This window comes from Corallococcus sp. bb12-1, from assembly GCF_026626765.1.
Classification (GTDB): Bacteria; Myxococcota; Myxococcia; order Myxococcales; family Myxococcaceae; genus Corallococcus; species Corallococcus terminator.
This window is the reverse complement of record NZ_JAPNJZ010000012.1, coordinates 195,645-220,013: the sequence shown is the minus strand read 5'-3', so window position 1 is coordinate 220,013 and position 24,369 is coordinate 195,645. Positions and strand designations below refer to the sequence as shown.

28 protein-coding genes are annotated in these 24,369 nt (G+C 68.1%); 15 read left to right on the top strand and 13 right to left on the bottom strand.

What is annotated here, in order from left to right; genetic code table 11:
• Genes OV208_RS16450 through OV208_RS16440 form a run of 3 tightly spaced genes read right to left on the bottom strand, consistent with a single transcriptional unit; the run spans window position 1 to window position 1,674 of the window.
• Window positions 1-333, bottom strand: a complete 333-nt coding sequence (locus OV208_RS16450) for a Smr/MutS family protein (RefSeq protein ID WP_267574779.1) — start codon at window positions 331-333, stop codon at window positions 1-3.
• Window positions 272-577, bottom strand: a complete 306-nt coding sequence (locus tag OV208_RS16445) for a hypothetical protein (protein WP_267574778.1) — start codon at window positions 575-577, stop codon at window positions 272-274. Before OV208_RS16445 ends, OV208_RS16450 begins: the two co-directional genes overlap by 62 nt.
• 38 nt (window positions 578-615) lie before the next feature.
• Window positions 616-1,674, bottom strand: a complete 1,059-nt coding sequence (locus tag OV208_RS16440; protein WP_267574777.1) for a DUF72 domain-containing protein — start codon at window positions 1,672-1,674, stop codon at window positions 616-618.
• A gap of 631 nt (window positions 1,675-2,305) precedes the next feature.
• Here OV208_RS16440 and OV208_RS16435 point away from each other — a divergent pair.
• The 8 genes from OV208_RS16435 to OV208_RS16400 all read left to right on the top strand — a co-directional run bounded on the left by OV208_RS16435 (window position 2,306) and on the right by OV208_RS16400 (window position 12,003).
• Window positions 2,306-3,220, top strand: a complete 915-nt coding sequence (locus tag OV208_RS16435) for a PAS and helix-turn-helix domain-containing protein (protein WP_267574776.1) — start codon at window positions 2,306-2,308, stop codon at window positions 3,218-3,220.
• Between the two features lie 179 nt (window positions 3,221-3,399).
• Window positions 3,400-5,568 (top strand): chemotaxis protein CheA, encoded by a 2,169-nt coding sequence (locus OV208_RS16430; protein ID WP_267574775.1) that lies wholly within the window; start codon window positions 3,400-3,402, stop codon window positions 5,566-5,568.
• Window positions 5,565-6,053 carry a chemotaxis protein CheW gene (locus OV208_RS16425; RefSeq protein WP_267574774.1) on the top strand — a complete coding sequence of 163 codons (489 nt, stop codon included), beginning with the start codon at window positions 5,565-5,567 and terminating at the stop codon, window positions 6,051-6,053. The genes OV208_RS16430 and OV208_RS16425 overlap by 4 nt, the downstream gene beginning before the upstream one ends.
• On the top strand, window positions 6,053-8,113 hold the full coding sequence (locus OV208_RS16420) for a methyl-accepting chemotaxis protein (RefSeq protein WP_267574773.1): 2,061 nt from the start codon (window positions 6,053-6,055) through the stop codon (window positions 8,111-8,113). The genes OV208_RS16425 and OV208_RS16420 overlap by 1 nt, the downstream gene beginning before the upstream one ends.
• Before the next feature lie 30 nt (window positions 8,114-8,143).
• Window positions 8,144-9,673 (top strand): AarF/UbiB family protein, encoded by a 1,530-nt coding sequence (locus tag OV208_RS16415; RefSeq protein ID WP_267574772.1) that lies wholly within the window; start codon window positions 8,144-8,146, stop codon window positions 9,671-9,673.
• A 22-nt stretch (window positions 9,674-9,695) separates the two neighbouring features.
• On the top strand, window positions 9,696-10,034 hold the full coding sequence (locus OV208_RS16410; protein ID WP_267574771.1) for an antibiotic biosynthesis monooxygenase family protein: 339 nt from the start codon (window positions 9,696-9,698) through the stop codon (window positions 10,032-10,034).
• Between the two features lie 11 nt (window positions 10,035-10,045).
• Window positions 10,046-11,110: a protein-glutamate methylesterase/protein-glutamine glutaminase gene (locus tag OV208_RS16405; RefSeq protein WP_267574770.1), complete on the top strand. Its 1,065-nt coding sequence runs from the start codon at window positions 10,046-10,048 to the stop codon at window positions 11,108-11,110.
• A 2-nt stretch (window positions 11,111-11,112) separates the two neighbouring features.
• Window positions 11,113-12,003, top strand: a complete 891-nt coding sequence (locus OV208_RS16400) for a CheR family methyltransferase (protein ID WP_267574769.1) — start codon at window positions 11,113-11,115, stop codon at window positions 12,001-12,003.
• On the opposite strand, the gene OV208_RS16395 is transcribed toward OV208_RS16400, so the two are convergent.
• A complete protein-coding gene (locus OV208_RS16395; RefSeq protein ID WP_267574768.1) occupies window positions 11,993-12,913 on the bottom strand; it encodes a diacylglycerol/lipid kinase family protein in 921 nt (306 codons plus the stop codon). The two genes, OV208_RS16400 and OV208_RS16395, sit on opposite strands and share 11 nt — an antisense overlap.
• A 153-nt stretch (window positions 12,914-13,066) precedes the next feature.
• Here OV208_RS16395 and OV208_RS16390 point away from each other — a divergent pair, with 153 nt between their 5' ends.
• Genes OV208_RS16390 through OV208_RS16380 form a run of 3 tightly spaced genes read left to right on the top strand, consistent with a single transcriptional unit; the run spans window position 13,067 to window position 15,134 of the window.
• Entirely contained in the window at window positions 13,067-13,744 is a 678-nt protein-coding gene (locus tag OV208_RS16390; RefSeq protein ID WP_267574767.1) for a Fic family protein, read from the top strand.
• Complete coding sequence (locus OV208_RS16385) at window positions 13,741-14,436, top strand: hypothetical protein (RefSeq protein WP_267574766.1); 696 nt, start codon at window positions 13,741-13,743, stop codon at window positions 14,434-14,436. Before OV208_RS16390 ends, OV208_RS16385 begins: the two co-directional genes overlap by 4 nt.
• Entirely contained in the window at window positions 14,433-15,134 is a 702-nt protein-coding gene (locus tag OV208_RS16380) for a hypothetical protein (protein ID WP_267574765.1), read from the top strand. The genes OV208_RS16385 and OV208_RS16380 overlap by 4 nt, the downstream gene beginning before the upstream one ends.
• 102 nt (window positions 15,135-15,236) lie before the next feature.
• On the opposite strand, the gene OV208_RS16375 is transcribed toward OV208_RS16380, so the two are convergent.
• Window positions 15,237-16,181, bottom strand: a complete 945-nt coding sequence (locus OV208_RS16375; protein ID WP_267574764.1) for an alpha/beta hydrolase family protein — start codon at window positions 16,179-16,181, stop codon at window positions 15,237-15,239.
• Between the two features lie 179 nt (window positions 16,182-16,360).
• On the opposite strand from OV208_RS16375, the gene OV208_RS16370 reads away from it, so the two are divergent.
• Together OV208_RS16370 and OV208_RS16365 are read left to right on the top strand one after the other, a co-directional pair.
• Window positions 16,361-17,278, top strand: a complete 918-nt coding sequence (locus tag OV208_RS16370; protein WP_267574763.1) for an AraC family transcriptional regulator — start codon at window positions 16,361-16,363, stop codon at window positions 17,276-17,278.
• Window positions 17,279-17,645: 367 nt separating this feature from the next.
• Window positions 17,646-18,896: a hypothetical protein gene (locus OV208_RS16365; RefSeq protein WP_267574762.1), complete on the top strand. Its 1,251-nt coding sequence runs from the start codon at window positions 17,646-17,648 to the stop codon at window positions 18,894-18,896.
• Between the two features lie 36 nt (window positions 18,897-18,932).
• Here OV208_RS16365 and OV208_RS16360 read toward each other — a convergent pair whose 3' ends face one another.
• Window positions 18,933-19,928: an alpha/beta hydrolase gene (locus tag OV208_RS16360; protein ID WP_267574761.1), complete on the bottom strand. Its 996-nt coding sequence runs from the start codon at window positions 19,926-19,928 to the stop codon at window positions 18,933-18,935.
• Complete coding sequence (locus OV208_RS16355; RefSeq protein WP_267574760.1) at window positions 19,915-20,073, bottom strand: hypothetical protein; 159 nt, start codon at window positions 20,071-20,073, stop codon at window positions 19,915-19,917. The genes OV208_RS16360 and OV208_RS16355 overlap by 14 nt, the downstream gene beginning before the upstream one ends.
• Window positions 20,074-20,226: 153 nt before the next feature.
• Here OV208_RS16355 and OV208_RS16350 point away from each other — a divergent pair, with 153 nt between their 5' ends.
• Complete coding sequence (locus OV208_RS16350; RefSeq protein WP_267574759.1) at window positions 20,227-20,706, top strand: STAS/SEC14 domain-containing protein; 480 nt, start codon at window positions 20,227-20,229, stop codon at window positions 20,704-20,706.
• Window positions 20,707-20,821: 115 nt separating this feature from the next.
• Here OV208_RS16350 and OV208_RS16345 read toward each other — a convergent pair whose 3' ends face one another.
• The 4 genes from OV208_RS16345 to OV208_RS16330 all read right to left on the bottom strand — a co-directional run bounded on the left by OV208_RS16345 (window position 20,822) and on the right by OV208_RS16330 (window position 23,325).
• A complete protein-coding gene (locus tag OV208_RS16345; protein ID WP_267574758.1) occupies window positions 20,822-20,968 on the bottom strand; it encodes a hypothetical protein in 147 nt (48 codons plus the stop codon).
• A 41-nt stretch (window positions 20,969-21,009) separates the two neighbouring features.
• Window positions 21,010-21,270 carry a hypothetical protein gene (locus OV208_RS16340; protein ID WP_267574757.1) on the bottom strand — a complete coding sequence of 87 codons (261 nt, stop codon included), beginning with the start codon at window positions 21,268-21,270 and terminating at the stop codon, window positions 21,010-21,012.
• A gap of 308 nt (window positions 21,271-21,578) precedes the next feature.
• Complete coding sequence (locus OV208_RS16335) at window positions 21,579-22,628, bottom strand: GNAT family N-acetyltransferase (RefSeq protein WP_267574756.1); 1,050 nt, start codon at window positions 22,626-22,628, stop codon at window positions 21,579-21,581.
• Window positions 22,621-23,325: a hypothetical protein gene (locus tag OV208_RS16330; protein ID WP_267574755.1), complete on the bottom strand. Its 705-nt coding sequence runs from the start codon at window positions 23,323-23,325 to the stop codon at window positions 22,621-22,623. The genes OV208_RS16335 and OV208_RS16330 overlap by 8 nt, the downstream gene beginning before the upstream one ends.
• Before the next feature lie 343 nt (window positions 23,326-23,668).
• On the opposite strand from OV208_RS16330, the gene OV208_RS16325 reads away from it, so the two are divergent.
• On the top strand, window positions 23,669-23,848 hold the full coding sequence (locus OV208_RS16325) for a hypothetical protein (protein ID WP_267574754.1): 180 nt from the start codon (window positions 23,669-23,671) through the stop codon (window positions 23,846-23,848).
• Here OV208_RS16325 and OV208_RS41245 read toward each other — a convergent pair.
• Both OV208_RS41245 and OV208_RS41240 read right to left on the bottom strand, forming a co-directional pair.
• Window positions 23,845-24,102 carry a M57 family metalloprotease gene (locus OV208_RS41245; protein ID WP_324291385.1) on the bottom strand — a complete coding sequence of 86 codons (258 nt, stop codon included), beginning with the start codon at window positions 24,100-24,102 and terminating at the stop codon, window positions 23,845-23,847. The two genes, OV208_RS16325 and OV208_RS41245, sit on opposite strands and share 4 nt — an antisense overlap.
• A complete protein-coding gene (locus tag OV208_RS41240; protein ID WP_324291384.1) occupies window positions 24,099-24,362 on the bottom strand; it encodes a hypothetical protein in 264 nt (87 codons plus the stop codon). The genes OV208_RS41245 and OV208_RS41240 overlap by 4 nt, the downstream gene beginning before the upstream one ends.
• Between the last annotated feature and the right edge of the window lie 7 nt (window positions 24,363-24,369).

The window sequence follows — 24,369 nt, the reverse complement described above, 5'->3', positions numbered from 1 at the left end:
CTAGAGGGGCTTGAGCCGCACCCACGTCGCGCCCCAGCCTCCGTCGCCTTCCGAGGCGCTCCGGAAGCTGTCCACCTCCGGCAACGTGGGCAACAGGGACTGCACGGTGCGCCGCAGCGCGCCCGTGCCCTTGCCGTGGATGATGCGCACGTCGAGCACACCCTTCTGCCGGCACGCCCAGAGGTACTCGGTGACGAGTTCCTTCACCTCGCGGGGCTGGAAGAGGTGCAGGTCGAGGTTGCCATCGACCGGGATTTCTACCGCTTCGCCCTCATCGGGCGGTGGCTCCGGTCCCTCCGGAGGCAGTGACAGGGGGGGTCTTCGCCGGGACACCGTAGCGGGCCTCCTCCAGGCGCTTCTTCTCTTCAGCCGCCAGACGCTGCTTTTCGCGCGCGACCCTGAACTCTTCCTTCAGGCTGGTGATCTCCCCCTTGAGGGAGGAGACCTCCTTCGTCACGCCGCCCTTCTCATCGCCACCGGCGTCCTGCACATGCTTGCCTGCCCGCTTCTCCTCCGCGCCGGCACCTCCGGCGGAAGTCATGTGCATCAGCAGGACACCCAGGGTCATCGCCTTCATGGGCTTTCACGTAAGCAAGCGCCGTGCTCGCGCGCAAGTCATGTCGCGTGAGCAACGCTTCGCTGCCCGCCCTCCTCCTTGTGTGACACGACGCGTTCCGCGAGCCGGATGGCCGACAAGGGAGCGCTCCCTTCCGCCTTGTTGTTGATGGTCACGAAGACGGGCCGCTCGCGCCGCACCGCCGCCATGCACACCCGCGCCAGCACATCGCGGGTGCCAACATCTTCGTCCACCAACTTGTTGAAGGGGGCGTAGCGGGCGCGTGCTTCCTCGTAGCCCAGGTTGGGCGGCAGCATCCAACGCACCACCACGGCGCGGGACTCGAAGGCGCGCGTGAGCTTCGCCTGGCGCGCGACGGGCGGCATGTGGGCCCAGACCGCGAGCACGGGGCTCACGCCGGTGTCCGCGAGCGCCTGGGCGAAGCCCTCCGTCAACAACTCCTCGTTGCGCACCTCCACCGCATACAGCGGTCCCTTGGGCAGCGCGGAGAAGAAGCCGTGCAGCCGCTCCACGAAGCGCGCTGGGCCTCCGAGCGAGGCCGGATCCTGTGGGGGGAACTGGAAGACGAGCGGGCCGGCCTTGTCGCCCAGGCCCTCCAGGAAGGGCCCCACGACGTGGTCCATCGCGTAGGCGGCCTGGAGGAAGCGGTCGTTCACCTGCCCTCGGTGCGCGCCGTAGCGCTCGTGCACGGGGAAGCGCGCCAGCGTGCAGGCCTCGTGGGCCTTCACGAGGAAGCGGAAGCCGTCGGGCACCTGCTGGGCGTATTCGGCGAAGGCGGTGGCGGGCACGGGCGCGTAGAACGTCCGGTCGATGCCTACCGTGCGCAGCACCGGGTGGTGCGCGTAGGCGCCCAGGCCCTCCTTGGCGAGCTGCGTCGTGCTGGCCTCGTGGTCGTAGACGAGCCCCGTCCACCCCGGGAAGGTCCACGACGACGTGCCCAGGTAGACGCCCTGGGGCAGCCGCTCGCCCAGGACCCGCAGGTCGTCGGACACCGGGGCCGGTGCTAGCGGCTGGGTGCGGCGGCGTGAGGACACGGGGGCTTCCTCGAGCGCACCGGTGAAGAGGTCGAACTGGGCGGGTCGTCGCGAGGCGCTCATGCAGTCAGCTCCCTTCCTGCGGAGGTCCGGGTGAGCTCCTGGGAGTAATCCCCAAGGCCACACAATGCAGGAGGTTGCCTCGAATCGAGGTGACGTTCCAGGTTTCCGGCATGCCTACCAGCCAGCCGAGCTCCGAAGGGTCATGAAGGCCACTTCCAGGGAGCGACGGACCCGCCCCAGCTCCAGGACGAAGCCCCAGGCGTCCCGCTCCGGCAGCGCGTCAAGCAGCGGAAGGAGGAGGGCTTCCAGCTCCTTGCCGTCAGGAGCCGATGAAGACAACCCCTCCGACAATCCGCACGGTGATTTCATGCGCCATGGGCGCGGCTCCGTGTCTGGGATTGAGGCAGGCCCCCCGCCGTCCATGCCAGGGTGAAGGTCCGCGGCGGTGACCCCATCCCCCACCCGTCCCCGGGGGATGCCCCCTCACCTTCCCAGCCGAGACGAAGGGCGGAGCCGGCGCGCCTTGGAGTGCCCCGCCCGGCGGCGTGACTCAATCCGCGGGGTCGGTGGGTTGCCACACGACCTGCCCCATCCTGCGAAGCCAGTCGTTTCAGGGTAAGCTCATGAAACCGTTGAAGCCCTTCATTCCACTGGAAAAGTGGATTGGGGTTGCAACGGGCGGGGGGTTACCTTGGATTGGTCACTGACGGCATCCCTGCTGGCGGAGCGGGATGGGCGCCCCATTGTCGTGATGGACCGGCGGGGGCGCATCGAGCTGGCCAACGGAGCGCTCACATCGCTCCTGGGACGCCCTCGTGAGGAGCTGCTGGGCCGTCGCTGGACGGACGTGTGTACGCCGCGAGAACAGGGCCGGAAGGTGGGACAGGCCCTGCGCGCGGTCTTCACCAGCGCCGAACACCGGTTGGAGACCGAGGTGCTGACGCGCGAAGGTGAGCGATTGGCGGTGGAGCTGGATGTCGCGGCGGTGGGCCGGCCTCCCTTGCGGCTGGTCTGCATCGTCACCCGCGCCGGCCCTCCCCTGCCCGTGCCGCAGCGTGCGGTGGCCCATGGAGAGCCCGGCCAGGGCCTGGACCTGAGCTATGAAATCTCCACCGAGTTGGCGACGTTCGGGACGCTCAAGGCGGTCTGGCGCGCGGGCCACTCGGAGCACGAGGACATGGTGGGACGTCCGTGCTTCGGCGCGTTAGCCCACCGCGACACCCCCTGTCAGGACTGTCCGCTGACGGCGGTGTCGCCCACGTCCTGGCCCCACACCATCGTCAGACAGGCCTCCACGGTCAGCGAGGGCTTCGAGGTCGTCACCGCCACCCCGACGAGCGCCGGCACCGCGCACATCAGCGTGCACACGATTGGGGACTCCACGCTCACCGGCCTCTTCGAAGCCAAGGTGCGAAGGCTGGCGCAGGCCGCGCGGCTGTCGGAGCGCGAAGGCGATGTCTTGCGTTACCTCGCGCTCGGCCGCTCCCCCATCGACATCTCGACCGTGCTCAGGATTACCGAGCGCACCGTAAAATTCCATCAGGCCAATCTGTTGCGGAAGCTGGGCGCGGAAACACGGTTTGACCTGCTTCGCCTGTTCTTCTGACCAGGGCACCTTCCCTGCGGGACAGCTTTCGCGTTTCTGGCATTGCGACATGCTGTCGGTTCGACTCCGGAGTCATGCGGGTCGGGGGGGCCGTTGCCCATGGGCAGCGCCAGGCAGGACCTTTTCGCATTCATTGAAACACCCGTCGTGCGCGCCTTCGCGCCAGGGACGCTCCGTCCGTGAGTGACACTCCGGGCTGGGACGACGTGATGCGGGAGTTCCTGATCGAATCCCGCGAGCACGTGCAGAGCATCGAGGCGACGGTGCTGGAATTGGAGGCGCAGCCGGGCTCACAGGCCCTGCTGGCGCAACTGTTCCGGAACCTGCACACCGTGAAGGGCACCTGCGGCTTCCTGGGCTTCACCCGCCTGGAGGGGCTGATGCATGCCTCCGAGGAGATGCTCGGGCTGGCGCGCGACAAGCGCCTCACGCTCGACCGCGAGCGCGTGTCCACGCTGCTGGCATTGGCGGACGCGGCGCGCGGGGCGCTGGAGCACATCGAGGCGACGGGCATGGAGCCCGCGGTGGACCACGCCGCGTTGCTCGCCCGGCTCGCGGGCGCCACGGCCGCTTCCGTCCCGTTGGAGACCCCGGAGGCGCCGCCCGTTCCGGGCATCCTGCCCTGGCGCGGATCCTCCACTGGCGTGGACTCCAAGCTGCGGGTGGATGTGGCGCTGCTCGACCGGCTGATGAACCTGATGGGCGAGCTGGTGCTGGCGCGCAACCGCATCCTCCAGTGCGCGACGGGCCCCACGCCGGGCGCGGACCTGGCCACCGCGTCGCAGCGCCTGGATGTCGTCACCACGCAGGTGCAGCAGGTGGTGATGAAGACGCGGCTCCAGTCGGTGGGGCAGGTGTGGAACCGCTTCCCCCGGCTCGTGCGGGAGCTGGCGCACGGGTGCGGCAAGCAGGTGCGGCTGGTGCTCCAGGGCGCGGACACGGAGCTGGACAAGACGCTGGTGGAAGCGCTGCATGATCCGCTCACGCACCTCTTGCGCAACGCCGTGGACCACGGCGTGGAGACGCCCGAGCAGCGCGTGCAGCGGGGCAAGCCGCCCGTGGGGTGCGTGACGTTGAGCGCGTCGCACGAGGGCGGGCTCGTGCACCTGGGGATGTCCGACGACGGCGCGGGCATCGACGTGCAGCGCGTGCGGCAGGTCGCGGTGCAGAGGGGCCTGCTGACGGCCGACCAGGCCGCGCGGCTGACGGACGCGGACGCGCTGATGCTCATCTTCATGCCGGGCTTCAGCACCGCGGAGCGCGTCACGTCGCTGTCCGGGCGGGGCGTGGGCATGGACGTGGTGCGCACGCAGGTGGAGCGCATTGGCGGCACCGTGGAGGTGCACAGCCGACAGGGCCAGGGCACCACGTTCACGCTGAAGATTCCCCTCACGCTGGCCATCATCCCCGCGCTCCTCGTCACCTGCCGGGGGGACCGGTACGCGCTGCCCCAGGCGAGCCTGCGCGAGGTGGTGTGGCTGGAGCCCGACCAGGCCCGGCGCGACATCACCCGCCTCCAGGACGCCTCCGTGCTGCGGCTTCGCGGGGAGCTGCTGCCGCTCGTCGTGCTGGCCTCGGAGCTGGGCGTGGGGCCCGCCGCGCCGAAGCTGGACGAGGGCGCCACCCTCGTCGTGTTGCAGGCCGGGGAGCGCACCTTCGGGCTGTGGGTGGACGCCATCCACGACACCGAGGAGATCGTCGTCAAGCCGCTGTGGAAGCACCTCAAGGGGCTGGCCTGCTACGCGGGCGCGACGGTGCTGGGCGACGGGCGCGTGGCGCTCATCCTGGACGCGATGGGCCTGGGCCGCCGCGTGGGCGCCGTCAGCGAGGCGCCCACCCATGTCGTCCCGGAAGCCGCGCCCCCGGTGGCGCCTCCCCCGGAGGACACGCGCGAACGGGTGCTGCTGTGCCGCACGGGCGCGGAGGGCCGCGTGGCCATTCCCCTGTCGCGTGTGGCGCGGCTGGAGGAGCTGCCCCTCACCGAGGTGGAGCACCTGAGCGGCGGCATGGAGCTGGCGCGCTACCACGGCCAGTTGCTGCCCCTGGTGCGCGTGGCCTCCGTGCTGGAGGCGAAGGCCAGCACGCCAGCGCGACTCACCGAGGGCCTGCAGCATGCGGCGGATGCGTCCCTGTCCATCGTCGTCACCACGCACGCGGACACGCGGGTGGGTCTGGTGGTGGACGCCATCCTCGATGTCGCGGAGGTGGAGGTCGTCCTCCAGCGCGAGACGCGGCGCGCGGGGGTGCTGGGTTCCATGGTGGTGTTGGACCGAGCCACCGAGTTCCTGGACGTGGAGGGCGCCGTGCGCGCCGTGCACCCGGAGCTGCTGTCGGGAGGTGCGCCATGAGGTCCCTGCGTCAGTTGTGCACCTTCCACGTGGGCGAGCACCTGTTCGGCCTGGACATCGAACGTGTGCAGGAGATCCTCCTGCCGCCCCCGCTCACGCGCGTCCCGGGCGCTCCGCCGGAGGTGGCGGGGCTGCTCAACCTGCGTGGGCAGATCGTCCCCGCCATCGACCTGCGCCGCCGTCTGGAATTGCTGGAGGGCACGGCCCCCCCGGACGCGCCCCACGTCGTGCTGCGGGGCGATGACGGCGCGGTGAGCCTGCGCGTGGATGCCATTGGCGACATCCTTCCCCTGGAGGACGCGGCGTTGGCGCCCCTGCCGGACAACCTGCGCGGGTCGCTGCGCACGATGTTACTGGGCGTCCACGCGCTGCCGGAGCGCCTGCTGTTGGTGTTGTCCGCGGACGCGGTGGTGGACGGGCTCGCGCCCTCCTCCAGCCCTTCCGCCTCCCCTTCCTTCCCTGCGTCTTCCCAGGAGTTCCGCTGATGGCCCGCACCGCCGCGCCCGCTGTGAAGAACACCCTCTTTCAGCGCCTGGGGGGCAAGGCCGCCCTCACGGCCGCCGTGCAGAAGCTCTACGCCCGGGTGATGACGGATGCCCTGCTCAAGCCCTTCTTCCGCCGCGCGGACCTCGTCGCCCTTCAGCGACAACTGGCCGCGTACCTCACGCAGCACCTGGGCGGCCCTGGCGTCTATCGCGGTCCGTCCATGCGCGAGCTGCACGCGGAGCTGAACCTGCGCCCGCACCACTTCGAGCGCGTCACCGAACACCTGGCCTCCGTGCTGGACGAGTTGGATGTGTCCGGCCCCGTCGCCCGCGAGGTGCTGGCGGCGATGGGGACGCTGGAGGAGGAGCCCGTGCGCAAGCCCGCAGCGAAGCGCGCTCCCGTGAAGGGCCGCAAGGTCGCCATCGCGCAGCCCGCGCCCCGGTCCGCCCGGAGCCGCGCGACGTCGCCCCTCTCAGGCGCGGTGGGCGAAGCCCTGCTCGACGCGGCGCGGGTCAACGTCCTCGTGATGGATGAACGCCTGGAGGTGGTCTTCGTCAACGCGTCGTCCACGGAGGCCATCGAGCGCATCGAACAGTCGGGCTCGCTCCACGACGGCGGGGCGGAGGCGACGGAAGGCGAGTTCCTGTCCCGCTTCGAGCACCAGTTGCGGCGCGAGGAGTCGCGGCTGAATACGCCGTCGGCCCTGCCCCACGAGGCCATCTTCTCCGTGGGCGACATCACGCTCAAGGCGCGCGTCGACGGCATCCTCGGCAGGGGCGGGAAGCTCACGGGCTACGTGGTGACGTGGGACGACATCACGGAGAAGCTGCGCTCGGACACGGAGATGGCGCGCCTGAGGGCCATGCTGGAGAACGCGCCCACCTGCGTGATGGTGGCCGACAAGGATTTGAAGATCGTCTACCTGAACCCGGCCTCCCGCCGGCTGTTGCAGCGGGTGGAGAAGCATCTGCCCATCACCGCGGACAAGGTGCTCGGAGCGACCATCGACATCTTCCACAAGGATGCGGCGTACCAGCGGAAGATCCTGTCCAACGACAAGAACCTGCCGGTGCGCGCGAACATCCCCATCGGCCCGGAGATCGCGGACCTGCTGGTGACGGCGGTGTACGACGGCCAGGGCCGCTACCTGGGGCCCATGGTGACGTGGGAGCTCATCACGGAGAAGCTCGCCGTGCAGCAGCGTGAGAAGGAATTGGACACCACCCTGCGCGGCATCTTCCAGGAGGTGACGCAGCACTCGCAGACGCTCGCGGCGTCCTCGCAGGAGCTGTCCAGCGTCAGCCAGCAGATGGTGAGCAACGCGCAGGAGACCGCGGCGCAGGCCACCCAGGTGTCCGCGGGCGCCGAACAGGTGAGCCGCAACGTGCAGAGCGTCGCGTCCGGCATGGAGGAGGTCAACGCGAACATCCGCGAGGTGGCGCGCAACGCGAGCACCGCCGCCAAGGTCGCGTCGTCCGCCGTCCTGCTGGCGGACAAGACGTCCGTCGTCGTCAGCAAGCTGGGCACGAGCAGCCTGGAGATTGGCAAGGTCATCAAGGTCATCACCTCCATCGCGCAGCAGACCAACCTGCTGGCGCTCAACGCGACCATCGAGGCGGCCCGCGCGGGCGAGGCGGGCCGGGGCTTCGCGGTGGTGGCCAACGAGGTGAAGGAGCTGGCGCGCGAGACGGCCCGGGCCACCGAGGACATCGGGCAGAAGATTGGCGCCATCCAGGACGACACCGAGGAGGTGGTCAACGCCATCCTGGAGATTGGCGCCACCATCGGCCGCATCAATGAATTGCAGACGTCCATCGCGTCGTCGGTGGAGGAGCAGACGGCCACGGCGGGCGAAATCCTGCGCAACGTGGGCGAGGCGGCCAAGGGCAGCCAGCAGATCTCCGAGAACATGGCCGCCGTCGCGGAGGCCGCGCGCAGCACCACCGAGGGCGCGGGTCGCACGCAGCGTTCGGCGGTGGAGCTGGCCCACATGGCGCAGTCGCTGCAACGGCTGGTCATCCAGGTAGACACCACCGACAAACAGAACCGGTCGAAGTAGCGCACCGCTCGGACCCGGAGAACCAGGCGCGTGAGGACCGGACTGAAACGATGGTGGGAGCTGGGACAGGTCGCGCGGGCGTCCACGCGGCTGCGGCGCGGCGCCCGGCCCCAGGAGGCGGAAGACGCGCGGCGCGAGCTGGCCGAGCGGCTCCTCGGGCTGCGCGGACTGCCGCAGAAGGTGGGGCAGGTGCTCACGCTCGCGGAGCTGGGGGCGGAGACACCTGGCTTCGGGTCGCTCGCGGAGGCCCCCGCCCCGCTCGCGCCCGAGGCTGCGCTGGCGGAGGTCTCCCGCCGGTTGGGCCGGCCGTGGAGCGAGGTGTTCAGGTCGCTCGACGGCGCGGGCATCGCGGCGTCTCTAGGACAGGTGCACCGGGGCGTGCTGCATGACGGGCGCGCGGTGGCGGTGAAGCTGCGGCACCCGGGCATCGCGGACGCGGTGCGCGCCGACCTGCGTGCATTGGGTTGGCTGGCGGCGCCGCTGGGGGGCTGGCGCGGGAAGTTGGATCTGTCCGCCTACCGGCGCGAGCTTGCCCAGATGCTCCAGGAGGAGCTGGACTACCACCACGAGGCCCGCGCGCTGACGGAGGCGGGCGCGCGCATGGCGGACGTGCCGGGGGTGGTGGTCCCCGTGCCGGTGGACGCGCTCACCCGCGAGGACCTGCTGGTGATGTCCTGGGTGGACGGGGAGCCCATCGCGGAGGCCCGGCGCTGGAGCGAGGCGGACCGGCGAGAGTTGTCCACCACGCTGGTGCGGCTGTTCCTCCAGGGCCTCTTCACCTGGGGCGCGCTGCACGCGGATCCGCATCCCGGCAACTACCGCGTCATCCGGGGGCCGGAGGGCAGGCCCACGTTGGGGGTGCTCGACTTCGGCTGCGTGAAGCCGCTGCCTCCCGAGCTGCCCCTGGGGCTGGGGCGGTTGATCGCCTTGCTCCGGGTCCCCGGGACCGAAGCGGATCCACGGCGGCTGCTGTCCACGTGGGTGACGCTGGGCTTCACGCCGGAGTTGCTGGAGCCCATGGCGGAGGTGCTGCCCGCCGTCAGCCGCGTGCTGCTGGAGCCCTTCCTCCAGGACGGCCCGTTCCACGTCGCGCGGTGGAACCTGGGCGCGCGGCTCACCGAAGCGCTGGGGCCGCACCGTTGGAACTTCCGGGCCGCGGGGCCCGCGTCGCTGCTCTTCGTGCTGCGTGCGTTCCACGGGCTGATGCGCCACCTGGACGTGCTGGAGGCACCCATCGCGTGGGGAGCGCTGCTGGACGAGTCACGCGCCCCACGGCTGCCACCGCCGCCACTCCCGCCCGAGGCGCACGTGGAGGGCACCGCGCGGTATCTGCGCGTTCGCGTGACGGAAGGGGCGCACACGCGGGTGGCGCTCACCTTCCGCGCGGACGTGACGGCGCACCTGGAGGACCTGTTGCCAGAGGACCTGAGGCCGCGGCTCGCGGCGCGGGGGTTGGATCCGGTGGCCATCGCGGCGACCGCGGTGGCGGCGGGACTGCGGCCGTCGGAATTGTTCCACCTGGACGAGGGCGAACGCCACGTCCGGGTGTGGCTGGAATGAACCGGAACCAAGGAGGCGGCGGATGGTCACCATTGGCATGAACTACGAAGTGCGTGAGGGCAAGGCGGAGGCCTTCGAGAAGAAGTTCGCGCTCGTGCTGGAGGCGATGCGCACGCTGCCCACGCATGCGCGGACGGAGCTGTTCCGGAGCGTGGGAGCCGCCGGGCGCTACCTCATCGTCTCCGAATGGCACAGCCGCGAGGGCTTCGACGCCTTCATCGCGTCCGAGGCCTTCCACCGGGTGACGGACTGGGGCGCCAGCGCGATCCTCGCGAGCCGGCCCCGGCACGAGGTGTACGGCGGCGATACGGCCCCCAGCATCCCGACGGGCCGCTGCCCGGTCGCGCACGCGGCCCGGTGAAGCAACCTCCCATGAACACCATCCGGGTCCTGGTGGTGGACGACGCAGCCGTGGTGCGGCGACAGGTGTCGTTGCTGTTGGGAAGCGACCCCGCCCTGGAGGTCGTCGCCACCGCGGCCAACGGACGCATCGCGCTGGCGAAGGTGGAGCAGTTCCAACCGGACGTGGTGCTGTTGGACCTGGAGATGCCGGAGCTGGATGGACTGGAGACGCTGAAGCTCCTGCGGCAGCGCGCGCCGGAGCTGCCGGTGGTGATGTTCAGCGCGCTCACCGAACGCGCGGGCGTGCTGACGCTGGAGGCGCTGGCGCTGGGGGCTCGCGACTACGTGACGAAGCCCACGTCCTCCGGAGGGATGAACATCACCGTGGAGGCGGTGCGCGATGAGTTGGTGCGCAAGCTCAAGGCCCTCCACGTGCGCAACACCTGCGCCGCGGGGGGACCGGGGCTCCTTCCCAGGCTGCATCCGCCAAGGCCGCAGGGTCCGGCGCGGGTGGAGATCATCGTCATCGGCGCGTCCACCGGAGGCCCGGGCGCGCTGGTGCGGGTGGTGTCCGCGCTGCCGGCGGACCTGTCGGTGCCGGTGCTCATCGTGCAGCACATGCCGCCCCTGTTCACGCGGCTGCTCGCGGAGCGGCTGGAGGGCGTCAGCAAGCTGCGCGTGCGCGAGGCCGTTTCCGGCGACCTGATCAGGCCCGGCTCGGTGTGGGTCGCTCCGGGGGACTTCCACCTCGCCCTCTCCTCGGATGCCACCGGCGTGCGGATCCTCACGCACCAGGGGCCGCCGGAGAATGCCTGCCGTCCGGCGGTGGACGTGCTCTTCCGCTCGGCGGTGGAGGTGTATGGCCCGGGCGTGCTCGCGGTGGTGCTCACGGGCATGGGACAGGACGGGCTGCGCGGCTGCCGTCGCGTGGATGAAGCGGGCGGACAGGTGGTGGTCCAGGACCAGGCCACCTGTGTCATCGGAGGGATGCCCGGCGCGGTGGAGCAGGCGGGCCTGGCGGACGGGGTGTTGCCGCTGGACGACGTGGCCGCGGAGCTGGTGCGGCGCGTGGAAGCGCGCGGACGGAGGCTTTGAGCATGCCCCTGCTTCACGACGACTTCGCCTGGCTGCGGCAGCGCGTGCTGCGGCTGTCCGGGCTCGTGCTGGAGCACGACACGCACGCGCTGGTGGAGACGCGGCTCGCCTCGCTCGTGCGCGAGGAGCACGTGGCGGACGTCACCGCCCTGGTGGCCCGGCTGCGCGCCCAGCCCGAGAACACCCTGCTCCATCAACGGCTGGCCGAGGCCCTGGCCAACCACGAGACGGCCTTCTTCCGGGACGCGTCCGTGTTCGAGGCCCTGCGCACCACGGTGCTGCCCGCCCTGCTGGCGCGGCGAGGCCGGACGCGCACGTTGCGCATCTGGTGCGCGGCGTGCGCCTACGGACAGGAGCCCTACAGCGTCGCGATGACGCTGGCGGAAGCGGGGCTGCTCATCACCGGCTGGACGGTGCGCATCCTCGCCACCGACTTCTCCACCCGCGCCCTGGGACGCGCGAGCGAAGCCCGCTACGACGCGCGCGAGGTCCACCGGGGCCTGACGCCCCTCTTGCGCCAGCGCTACTTCCGCCAGGAGCGCGACGGGTGGAGGCTCAACGAACAGGTGCGCAAGCCGGTGGAGTTCCGCCCGCTCAACCTGATGGACGACTTCCACCCGGAGACCCCGGTGGACGTCATCTTCCTGCGCAACGTGATGATCTACTGGGACGCGCCCACCCGGCGCGCGGTGCTGGCCCGCGTGCGGCGGATGCTGCACTTCGACGGCTACCTGGTGCTGGGCGCCGCGGAGGCCGCCCCCCTGGCGGAGGACGGCTTCTCCCGGAACCTCATTGGCCAGACGAGCTGGTATCGCCCTTCTCCCCTTGCGAGCGCGACCGCGCCGGTGGAGGACACCTCGCGCGGGCACCCGCGTCCGGGCGCTACACCTTGAGGCGGATGGCCCCGGGCAGGATGGTCATGGTGCAGGGCAGCCGGCCCGGCGTCTCACCGTCCACGTCGAGGTACACGTCGCCCGTCTGTGATTCGGCGTGGAGGGTGCGGCACTGGAAGCGCCGCGTGCCCTTCCAGGTGACGTGGTCGCCGTTGTAGACGCCCTTGGACTTGAGCACGAAGTCGCTCAGCTTGTAGTTGGACCAGAGCGTGATGTCGAAGAGGCCGTCGTGCGTGAGCGCGTCGGGGGCGACGAACATGCCGCTGCCGAAGTAGCGCCCGTTGGCCACGGCCACGGCGGTGACGCTCACCGTCTCCGGCGGCTTGTCATCCAACGTCAGGCGCACCTGCTGTTCGGTGTACTTCACCAGGCCCTTCACGGTGCCCCACATGAAGCTCAGGTTGCCGCCCAGCGCCTTGCTGCCGGAGTTCACCTCCCGGGCCACCACCGCGCTCACGCCAAACGAGGCGATGTTGGCGAAGAAGCGCGTGGCGGGCTGGCCGTCGTTGTCGATGAAGTCCAACCGGCCCACGTCGAAGGGCTCTGTCTTCTCCGTGCGCAGCCGCTCCAGCGCGGACGTCAGCTCCAGGTCCCACCCGAACGTGCGTCGAAAGTCGCCGCCGGTGCCCCGGGGCAACAGCCCCAGCGCCGCCTGGGGGTTGATGACCTGACCGTCGCGGAAGAAGCCGTTGGTGACCTCGTTGAGGGTGCCGTCGCCGCCGACCGCGACGATGCACTCATACCCATCATCGATGGCCTGCCGCGCCAGCCGCGCCGCATCCATGCCGCCGCTGGTGAAGCCGTGCCCGAACTCGCCGAGCACCCGGCCCACCTGCGCGGAGATCTCCACCCATCGCTTCCCCGTCTGCCCGTTGGCGCTGCGCGGGTTGACCACGAGGAACGTCTTCATTCAGTACCTTTCCCTGCGAGACGCGCTTGTTTACGCGTTTGTGCGCCGGTGCTCCACTCCATGACCCACCGGAGGGTCCTCCGACCAGGGTGTTTGTCACCCCGGCCGTGCCATGCTGGGCCCTCCCCTCCCCGCCTTCCTCCCGGCCCCCGAGTGAAAGCCCCCTCCGCCACCGAGCAGCTCGGTCCCCACCGCGACGCCATGCAAGCCCTGGACTGGGCCCTGCCGGCGCTCCGGGCGGACCTGGACGCGGCAGGAAGACAGCCCTTCCGGGAGACGGGGGCCCAGGAGGAGTTCCTCCTCCGGCATGACGCGCCCGCCCACGAGCCCCAGGGGCCCGAGCGCACGGAGCGCTTCGAGCGGGCCCTGGCACGGGTGCGGCAGTGGGCGGATGCGGGGGAGGCGCTGACGTTTTCCCGGATGGTGGAAGTGCAGGAAACGGTGTTGGGGGTGCGTACGGCGTTTCGCACCGGGGAGGCTTTCGCGCACGGGGGTGCGCACCGCTATGCGCAGGCCCCGGGCCTGGAGGCGGCCTTCGTCGGGAAGGTGGAGGGAGAGGCGCGGGAGGAACGCCATCCGGTGGCGCACGCCACCCGGTTGTACCTGGACCTGTGTTTCTTCCACCCGTTCCCGGACGGGAACGCGAGGGCGGCGCGGTTGTGGTTGGAATACATGCTGCGGCGGGGCGGGCTGCCCACCCCACCGTTGGCGCCCATCGTGCTGTTTCCCAAGCGTCCGGGAGACGCGGAACGCTACGTGCGCTTCGCGCGTCTGTTGGCCCGGAGCATCGCGGGGCCGGACGCCCCGTGTCGCAACGAGGTGCAGCCATGAGCAGCGATCCTTCAAAGCGCCCGTGGAATCGCATCCGCGAGAGCCTGGGCACCTACGCGCCGGAGCCGCTGGCGGTCCGGTTGCGCGACATCCTGGCGCCGCTCCGGTCGATGAGGTCCGGAGGGGGCGCGTTCAGCCGAGGGGTGCTCACGCCCTTCAAGCACCAGGTGCAGGACCTGCTCGGCGCCACCCTGGGCCCCTGGTACACCGAGAGCGGCCTGCCGCTGGGCAACGAGAACCTGGGGGGCTATTGCTGGTGCCACGCGTTCTTCAACAGCGTTCCCACGCCGAACCTGGACGTGGATGACAACGTCCGGGCCATGCTGGAGGCGCTGGAGCGCACCCGGAAGTATCTGTATGCGCTGGATGCCCTCTTTGAAGCCGCGCGCGCCCGGTTCCTCGCGGCGCGGGGTGACAAGGGCCTCCAGGCGACGGTGCTCGCGGAGGCGCTGGTCCAGACGGTGGATTTCACCGCCGCGGAGACGTACTGCGAAGAGGCTTGGTATCAGGTCGCGGAGTCGGCGATGGACTGGTGCTTCGATGCTCTGGACGTGTCGGTGGGCGAATCCACACAGGCGTTGATGGGCACGCTGTTCGTGTTCGAGTCGTGGTCACCACCGCCGCCGGAGGCGTTCCGGGCCTCGGCGCAGCGGGTGTCGGTGGCGGCGCTGAACGACGAGGTGACGCCATGAGCAAGACGTCCAGCTTCTCCTGGCAGCTCATCCGCGACAGCATGGACGGCTATGAGCCGGAGCGGCTGGCCAAGGTGCTGCGCGCGTACCTGGAGCCCCGGGTTCCGCCGGGGACGCGCAAGCTGACGGACGAGCAGCGCAAGGACATGGCGAAGCACATCCAACACCTGCTCAACGAGAACCTGCCGGCCTGGTACACGGAGACGGGGGTGTACCTGGGCAACGAGAGCATGGGGGGCTACTGCTGGTGTCACAGCTTCTTCAACCAGCGCCCCACGCCGAACATGCGGGTCCAGGACAACATCCAGCTCATGATCAACGCCCTGGAGCAGCGTCGCGCGTGGCTGTTCAAGCTGGATGCGGTGTATCAGTCCCTCCGGGAGGGCCTGCCCTCGGAGCCCGGGGACGACGACATCCGGGTGCTGGCCCTGGCGGACGGAATGGTGGAAGTGCTTCAAATCACCATGGACGCCACGGGCTGTGAAGAGTCCTGGTATGTCTTCGCGGACCGGGCCCTGGGGTGGATGTTCGACGCACTGGCCCTGCGTCCGGGCTATCAGGCTGGCAAGCTGATGAACAAGCTGTTTGCTTTTGAGTCCTGGCACTCGCCGCCCGATGAGGAACTGCGGGAGTCGGCGGAGAAGGTGGCGACGGCCGTCGTGGAGGACGAAGGCCGCCGGGCTCACAGGAAGCACTGACTGGACGCGGACAGCGACGATGATGTTGACCCGTGTTGCTGGCGACTGGCCTTTGTCGTGGAGGGGTTGAAACCAGCGCTGTGCGGATCGCTCTTCAAGCGTTCACTTGCCTTCAACCCTCCCCAGCGAATCTGGGCTCTCCATCAACCCGGTACACGCTACGGGCCAGGCGGGATCTCCGGGATAGAGCGCACTGCGAAGGTAAGCCCAGGTCAGCCGCTGGACCGCCGCGACTCGCTCGGGGTTCTCGTCCGTTGTCTCCGTCACGAGATACCCGGAAATCCCTCCGAGCATGTGTTCGGCTCCAAATAGCATGACCAGCCACTTGGGCCCTGGGCTCAGCGTGTACGCATCCGTCAACCAGTCCGGTCCCCGGACGCTCAGCGGAGAGTCGTCCCTATCGCCCGCGACCACGAGGGCCGGCGCGGCCATTTCGGCGAAGCTCGGGTTCATGTACGGAAAATGCCTGGCCGCGAACGGGCTGAGATCTTCGCCTCCTCGGCCAGCCGCGGCCAGCAAGACGCCCACGGTGATCCGCGGGTCGGACAGATCCTCGCCCACGCTTCCGTCAGGACCGATGATCCGCGCCCCCAACAACATGCCGGTCGTCTGCGCTCCGAACGAATGCCCGGCCGCGGCAATGCGGCTTCGGTCAAGACGTCCCGTCAGCCCCGGAACGCAACCTTCGATGAGGTCAAGTTGGTCGAGGATGCGCTTCATGTCTTCGACACGAAACTTCCAGATCAACGGGGTCCGTGGATCGTCTGGACGCAGGCCCAACGTCCTCGAATCGAGGAAGGTGGGCTGAATCACGACGAAACCGTGAGCCGCCCAGTAATTCGCGAGCGGGGCATAGCCCTCCAATGAAGATCCAAATCCGTGCGCGAAGACAATGATTGGGAGTTGGCTTCCGGTTGCGGGCGCGGAAACCCGAACATGGAGATCCTCGCCACGTCCCGGCGCTGACAGCACAACCGGGCTGACAGAGATGACAGGAGTCGGCGCACTGACGGCCCCATCTCCGGCGACAGTGATTGGCTTGCTCATGGAATGTCCTGCTTTCCTTCCTCGATCGGCGAGTCTCTCGATCAGGTGGCGGTGGGAGAGTCCGTTCGCGCCTGCCCCTTGAATAGTGCGCGTGCTATGGACGGTCCATGCCGAAAACTCCAAAAAACCTATCCGAAACGCCAGAACAGCTGGATCTCCAAGACCCAAGGAGCGACGTCGTGGCCGACGTGCTCGGCGCCTCGCTCATCCGGCATGCCCTCTATAGACCCCTTGAGGCGCGCGCGCCGTGGGGGCTCCGCGTCCCCTACCGCGATCGCGCCAGCTTCTACCTCGTCGCGCGCGGCAGCGCTCGGCTCGAAGTCGAAGGGGAGCAAGCACACATCCTATCGCCCGGAGAGATAGGGTTCATCCCGCGCGGTACCGCCCACGTGCTGCGCGACGCGCCTGACAGCAACCCGGTCCCCGTCTGCGACGGTCCTTACTCACCCAGCCTGGCCCCACGGCGCATCGGGGGGCGCGGTGCGGTCACCGCGATCATCGCGGGCTTCTTCGAGCTGAGCCATGGACGTGAGCCGATGCTCCTCCAGGGAATGCCGCCCGTCGTCATCTTGTCGGCGAGCGACCCCACCTCGGGCCCGTGGATCCAGGCCACGGTCCAGCTCATTCTCACCGAGAGTGCATCGCCTCGGCCGGCGACCAGCATCGTGCTTCAGCGCCTTGCCGACGTCCTGTTCGTTCTGGCACTCCGCTCGACCGCGGCCAACGGCTCGTGCAAGCACAACGGCCTCGCCGCCTTCGCCGACTCACGGGTTCATGAGGCGCTGAGCCTCATGCACGCCCAGGTCGGGGAGCCTTGGACCGTTCACAAGCTCGCGCGGCGCGTAGGCATGTCGCGCTCCGGGTTCGCGGCGCGCTTCACGCATCTCGTGGGCGAGTCCCCGCTCCAGTACCTCGCACGCTGGCGCGTCGCGCGGGCCGCCGAGCTTCTTCGCGATACCGACGAGAAGGTAGCAACCATCGCGGGCCGCGTAGGGTACGAGAGTATTCCTTCCTTCAGCCGTGCATTCAAACGTTGGCAGCACGCCAGTCCGGCAGCATTCCGACGCGCATCGGCCTCAAGAAGCCGTTTACCGTGAGCCGCTGCGAAGGCGCGGGAGGCCTCGAACGGGTCTTCGGCCACTGGCTGACCGGGTGAATGGGACTGCTACTCCCTGACGTGTGAGCCCTGCGGTGTCCGGGCGCCCGGCCAACGCCTGCCGGAAGCACTGCCCACCAGGACCGTGAGGGCCCCGGGGTCGGCCCAGGCCTGCCCTTCCCTCTACCTGCCCCTGTGCGTGGTAGGCTGGATTTGCAGTCTCTTCCTTCAATAGAGAGTTTTCCGATATGCAATGCTGCCGCTCGCGAATGTGGTTGGTACTCTGTGTGTTGCCTTTGTTGTCGGCCTGTGGGGCGACGACACTGCCTCCGGAGTGGGGCGACGACACTGCCGGAGTTGAGAGTGTCATGGAGCGCATTCCCGCCCCCTTCGGCGAGGGCTGCGGAATCGAAATCGAATTCGCCGCGAAGGCCGCGTATCTGCCAGACGAGGGGGTCTGCGGAAATGGAATCTGTGACGGAGACGAGACCATGTATTCCTGCATGGACTGCGCCGTTTGCGGCGACGGATGTTGTGCTGGCGGTGAGCGCTCCTGGAATTGTTCCCAAGACTGCGGGTCAGTATGCGGGGATGGCTTCTGCACTAGCGGTGAGACTGCTGCTTCGTGTCGCTCGGACTGCGCCCCCAAGCTGGGAGCTGTGAACCTGGAAAGGGTGCGCAGCTGCCGCAACCGGTTCCCTCTACCTTGCAACAGCACTCAGACCCGCTCCGAATTCCACTGGTGGGACTACTTCAATGTAGCCCAGGACAAGCAGAAGAGGACTTATCTGGCCCAACCTTTCAATCCAGGCCGGGATGGCGTACGCCACCTGGTGTTCATCGCTGCGGGACAGCAGGATGGCGATCATGAGTCGCGCCTCACTGGCCAGGATAAGCACTTCAAGAATGGATTCCGCGATGACGACGGATCGCAGTGGGTTCCCATCACCAGCGACTCGCTGGCTTATCGCCTCATGGCGGAAGTGTATCGCAGCCCGGAGGATACATTCATGGGCCTCGCGTTCGACGCCCGTTTCAATTACGGATTCACTCCCTCCAATAAGCAGGAGATCGAAAACGCCTATTACGAATGGTTGAAGGATAAGTTTTACGCAAACAATCTGCAGTCCATCTACCTTGCGGGCCACAGTCGGGGGGGATGTCTCGCTGCGCGACTGGGCCGACGCTTCAAACAGGACTTTCCCCAGATCCCGCTCATCATCCACATCTTCGACGGAGTGTGTCACGTCAATGACGGTGAATTTGGAACCAATGGTTCAGGGCAACTCAACCCGTTGATGAACATGAATGACTATTGGAGGACTTACTCCAGCGATATCGGTGCGCAGTTTCCCACCACCCACAACCTGGCTGTCTACAACATGGTTTCCGGTGCACGGGTTCTGCCAGACTTCGTTGACTATTTCGTGAGCGTCCACGCGTTTGGCTACGGCACGCCCTACGGCACGCCCAATCCGCAGGCGGCCTCGTTCACAGTAGGCGACTGGTATCGCCAGGACTGGTACGGCTTGGAGCACCACTCCATGGCCAATAGCAATTCCACTGTCAGTGACGCCCTGCATCACTATCAAGTGAGTTGCAATCGATTCGGCTGTTGAGATTGAGTCGGTCCAGGCGCGCGGGGGCATGGGCAGTCATGGGACAGGCGTTGTGCCCCTGCCCGCGGCACCCCGCGCGAACATCCGTCCCAGCCACGCGTCGCGCGTCGCGATGCAGGCACGCGCCACGTCGGACCGCGGGGCAATGTCATAGAAGCCATGGAAGGCTCCGCCCCAGACGTGCAGCTCGCACTCACCGCCCGCCGCCAGGATTCCGCGCGCATAGGCGACGGCTTCATCTCGAAACGTCTCCCCTGCCGCGACGTCGATGAAGGTCGGAGGCAGCCCTCGCAAATCCGTTGCACGCGCGGGCGCGGAATAGGGAGACACCTCCGGCCCCCCGCAGCGGTCGCCCAGCACCGCCCGCCAGGCTGTCAGATTGCTGGTACGGTCCCAGACTCCAGCGCCGTCGTACCGATGGGCGGACTCCGTCTCATTGCGGTCGTCCAGCATCGGGCATTGCAGCAGTTGTCCCAACAGCCTCGGGCCGTGCCGATCCCGGGCCAGGAGCGTGGTTCCCGCCGCGAGACCGCCACCGCCGCTCCCGCCGAAGATCACCAACTGGTTCGGATCAAACCCCAGCCGGTCGGCGTTCGCCGCCATCCACACAAGCCCGGCGTAACAGTCCTCCACCAGGGTGGGCGCTGGGTGCTCGGGCGCCAGCCGGTATTCGACCGTCACGCAAACCGCGTCATGACGGAGCGCCCAGTCCACGAGCGGTTTCGCTCCCGCGAAGCGGGTCCCCATCACCATTCCGCCGCCATGGATGAAGTAGACCGCAGGCCCCGGAGCCGAGTGGTCCTGCCGGGCAATGACCGAGACCGTGATCCCGGCACCCTGATACCCGGGGATGCTGTCATCGACGCAGCTGACCTTCGCGTCGCCGATCAGGTCCTCCCGGGTCACGCGGCTCAAGCCACGGAAGTGCTCAAGCTGATCCAGCGTCATCTTCAAGGGCACATATCCCTCCAGCGCGGGCAGGAGGGCGGCCAGTTGCGGGTCGAAGTCGGGGGATGCGTCAGGGTGAGTCATGGGAGGTCCTGGCCCGAGATGGGGCCATGATGGCGTCGATGCAGTACTTGAGGGTGCTGGCGCACGACTGGCCCCAGTTGGCGAACGTGAAGTTCAGCACCATGCCCTGGGCCCTGCCGTCGAGGGTGTTGCCCAGCGCCTTCACGTGTGGGCCCTCCTCTACCGGGGCCTGCCCGGAATCGCCTGCCAGTAGCGAGGGTGTGAGCCTTCACCCGGGAAGTGGTGCGCCCACGACTCACGCGGGGGCGCACTGGCGGTGAGTGGTGGCACTCGCGGCTTCCAGGTGAGCATTCCGCGCATGACCGCATCTCCTGGGCCGGGTGACTCCGTGGCGGCGCTCCGCGCGCCGGATGTGCAGGGCGCCTTCAAGGGCCGCACGATGGGCACGGCCATTGTGGGCACCGTGCTGGTGGTGGCGCACAACTCCCTGCCTCCCGCCCAGGACGAGTGGGTGCACTACTGCGCGCTCATCGCCGCCTTCCGGGACACCGGCACCGCGCAGTTCGTGCTGGCGGAAGGGCCCGGCCCCAATGCCTCCCAGCGCCAGCAGGCGCTCAACAAGGTGCCCAAGGGCTTCGTCATTCCGCCCACGGCCGTATTCACCCACTCGGCCCTGGTACGCGGCGTCGTCACCCTCTTCAACTGGTTCACCCCGCGCGCCATGCGCGCCTTTCCGCCCGGTGACGTCGCCGCCGCGGCCGTGCACCTGAAGATGACGGAGGCGCAGTTCCAGCACGTCCTGGACGTTGCCTATGCGCTGCTGCCGCCGGAGCCGTAGGCCCTGAAAATCCTCGTACGGACGTCGAGCAAACCGCTTCTCCCGGCTGCTGGCGCGCAACCAGACCTGCCTCTTGCCGGCACAGCGCCGGCAAGAGGCAGTCGCGGCACGGACGTCAGTCGTTGACCCAGCAGAACCACTTGTTGAAGGGGACATCCTGGCAGTAGCACTCCCCCTGAGCGCCATTGGCCCACTGACAGCCTGTCGACGTGTCATAGACACAGTTGCGGGCCTGGAGCGTCTCACAGCTGTCGACAAGCACCGCGGAGTCCTGACCGGGTGACGGCGGTTTCCGCAGGAACTTCAGTTGCTCAAGCAGACCCACTTGTTGGCGGGGATCTCCTGGCAGAAGCACTCGCCAAAGGTGCCATTGGCCCACTGGCAGCCCGTCTCCGCCCCCGGACTACAGCGGCGGGTCTGGAGCGTCTCACAGCTGCTGAGGAGCCCGGCGGAGTCCTGACCGGGCTGCACACCGATCTCGGCACCGTCCGTCACTTCAGCGCCACCACAGCCCATCCCGAAGACAGAGACGACGGCGAACATCGCGAGCCCACGAAGAAACATATGACACTCCCTTTCTCTGGTGAGGTGCTGATGCAACAGCGTACGAGAGTGTCGGTCAAGGTTTACCTGAAAGCCGCGATGTCACTGAAAATCTCCGCACGGAGCGGTCTCGGCGTTTGAGGTTGCGGAACGGATTGTTGAACGGCTCCGGGCCCTTCTTGTCTCCGCCCGAGCTCGCTCCGCAGAGAGGCGGGATGGAAGCCATGTTGAGGGTGAGGGCCGGAGCGGAGGGGCCGTGAAGGGCCACTGCCGGGGTCAGCAAGGCCGCGCGCCGCGCGGGTACACGGCAGAGAGTCAGTCACATTGCGTCAGCGCAGGTGCGTGAACACGGAAGGGGCCGCGGGCAGCTCCACGCCGGGAGCCGGCAGCAGACACGTCACGTTCGCCTCTCCGGGGAATGGCACCCAACCCGCGCGCCACATCAGGGAGGCGGGAATGCAGGGGCCCCGCAGCATCGCAGCGCAGCTCACACCCCGACGCTCCATGTCCTGCATCGCCACTTGCAACAGTCGCCGCCGCTCCGTGACGGGCACGGCGTCCTCGAAGGCCATCATGTCCACGACCTCCGCGGTCATGGTCTCCCGGCCCGTCATCCGCAGGGAGTAGCTGTTGACGAACCCCTGGACTTCACCTGCCTGCTCCAGCACGAAGGTGCGCGGCACCTCGCGGTACTGAAGCTGATGCGCCAGTCGCTCCGTCGTGTACCCGTAGCCCAGCGTCACGGCCTTCATCATCCGCTGGACCAGTGCCATGCACCGGGGAAGGTCCGAGGGACGGTAGGGACGGATGCTTTGGGCCTGCGCTCGCCGGAACCGGTGCCGGAGGAACGGACGCGCCATCGTGAACAGCGCGCGTTCCGAAGCGTGCATCGACCAGCGAGTCAGTGCCTGGGCGTCAAAGACATGCACCCAGAGCCCCATTCCATTGAGGATGCGCGCATGCTTCGTCTGGTGCCAGAAGCCCGCCCCATCCGTTCCCGCGGCCACGCAGCCCAGGAGGAGCCGCGCTCCCCTCTCACGGTGTCGCTGGAACATTTCCTGCGCCAGCTTCCCGCCAATGCCCTGTCTCCGGTGCGATGGGGCCACGCTGGCCCAACTCCCATAGGTGCCGTCCACGTCCTGTGTGCCCAGGCGGATCCTCGCGGGCTCCGCGAACAGCGTTCCCACCAGCTTCCCGTCCGCGTACGCGCCCACCAGGTAGTCGCGTGGGGCCTTGCCCTCGCGGAAGAGCAGCCAGTCAAAGAAGTGCTCGTCCCAGATGGCCAGGGGAAGCTTCTTGCCGTAGAGCTCCTGCCAGACACCATTGATGAAGCGGGAGGCTTCCTTGGCGTCGCCGTCGAAGGTGCGGAGCTCAACCATGCTTCTGCTCCTGAACCGGCGCATTGGCGAGGTGGATGGGGTGGGCTCCGAAGAGGTGGGTGAAGAGCGCCCGGGTGGACGGGATGAGCGCATTCCAGTCAGGGATGTGGACGTGCTCCGGGCCGGTGAGCACCTTGGCGTAGATGGCCTCGTAGACACGCTTGACGGTGCCGGGGGCAATGGCATCCATATCGAAGGCCGGGACGATGCCCACCAGCTTGAAGCCGTGGTGTTCGGCGTTGAGCTGGGCCCGGGCAAGCTTCAGCGTGGAATAGTAGAGGGCCACTTCCGCGCCAATGCTCCGGCCCACGGCCTCCAGGACCGTGACACCCAACTGACCGATTCCCATGGCCCGGTGCGAGGGCTTGATCGCCCCCATGGGCGCGGAGATCTGCAACCCCCGCACGTTCTTTTCAAGCGTCAGCAGCCCGATGATCTCGTTCCGCTCCTGGGAGCGACACAGCATCGCATACAGGGAGCGGTCAGGACTCTCTCCGCGCAGGAAGAACTCCCGCTCGTAAAAAGTGGGCTCCAGGTGACGACTCTCCGTGCCGACCTGGATGTCTGGATACCAGTCGCGCAAGTGCTCGGTGAGCTGTGGGATGTCCTCCCTCGCCAACTGTTGGATGAAGCATCCTCGGGGTTCGGCGTGTCCGCTCAACATCTGCCCCAGCTCGCCCCATTGCATTATTTTCATGGAGGCGGATTCTGAAGGAGAGGGAGCTGGCGGGGGCAGCGATTCGCGAGCAATCTGATTGGACTGTTATTGTTGAATCACACGCATCCATCACGCGTGGTGTTCTTCACAGGCGACGTGCCCGGAGGGGCATCACAGACCGGATTTCCAGTCCGCAGTGACCTGGCCGGTGAGTCCCTACACCTGCCCAGCCGTGGAGCGTGGCGCTGGCGGAGCGTGGAAGTGGCAGGGCCCCGCTCCGTTCGGCCTTGTGTGCGCAAGAACCGGAAGAAGAAGCGGGCCCTGCCTGAAGTGCAGGGCGACCTACCTCCGAGTCAACGAGCCCGTCCTCTCCGAGGATGAGATGGACGTGCACCTCAACCCCGAAATCGGTCCCGACTGGGTGCTGCCCGGGCAGCGGCGGGAAGCCGTGACGCCGGGCAACAACCGGAAGCGGTCTGTGGCCGGGGCGCTGAATGCACGCACAGGCAGATTGATGTGGGTGAAGAAAGAGCGCAAGACGAGCGCGCTCTTCATCAACTAGGGGCCGTAGAGGTAATTCAGCGCGGTGATGTCGATGATCCAATACGGGAGTCCATCTGAAGGGAAGCCCGCGATGCTGTTGGGGCTCGTATGGGTCTTCGTGATGATGTTCGCGGTGCAGCCGGTGGTCGGGCCGCGCGCGAAGGTGAATCGGAGCCCCCGCTCATTGGAGTTGGCGATGGCCAGCTCGAGCCCCTGGCTCAGCAGGGGGTAGCTGTTGAACAGGGCGGTGGGGTTGACGCAGATCTTCGTCACGCTCGGACCGACGAGGTTGGTCGTGCGGTACTGCTCCGCGCTCCCCGAGGGACCTGGAGCATCTCGCGGGACGCCGCGAGCGTCACATGGGCGTCGCCGCCCACGTACACGGCGTCGTCCGCGACCCGGATGTCATCGGCCGGAAAGCCGGCCTCGATGAGATTGGAGATGATCTCCTCTTGCTCGGTCTGCGAGTCGGAACCGCAGCCGACCAGCAATGCGCTACATGCCATTGCGAGGACTGCTACCTGCTTGAACATGGGGACT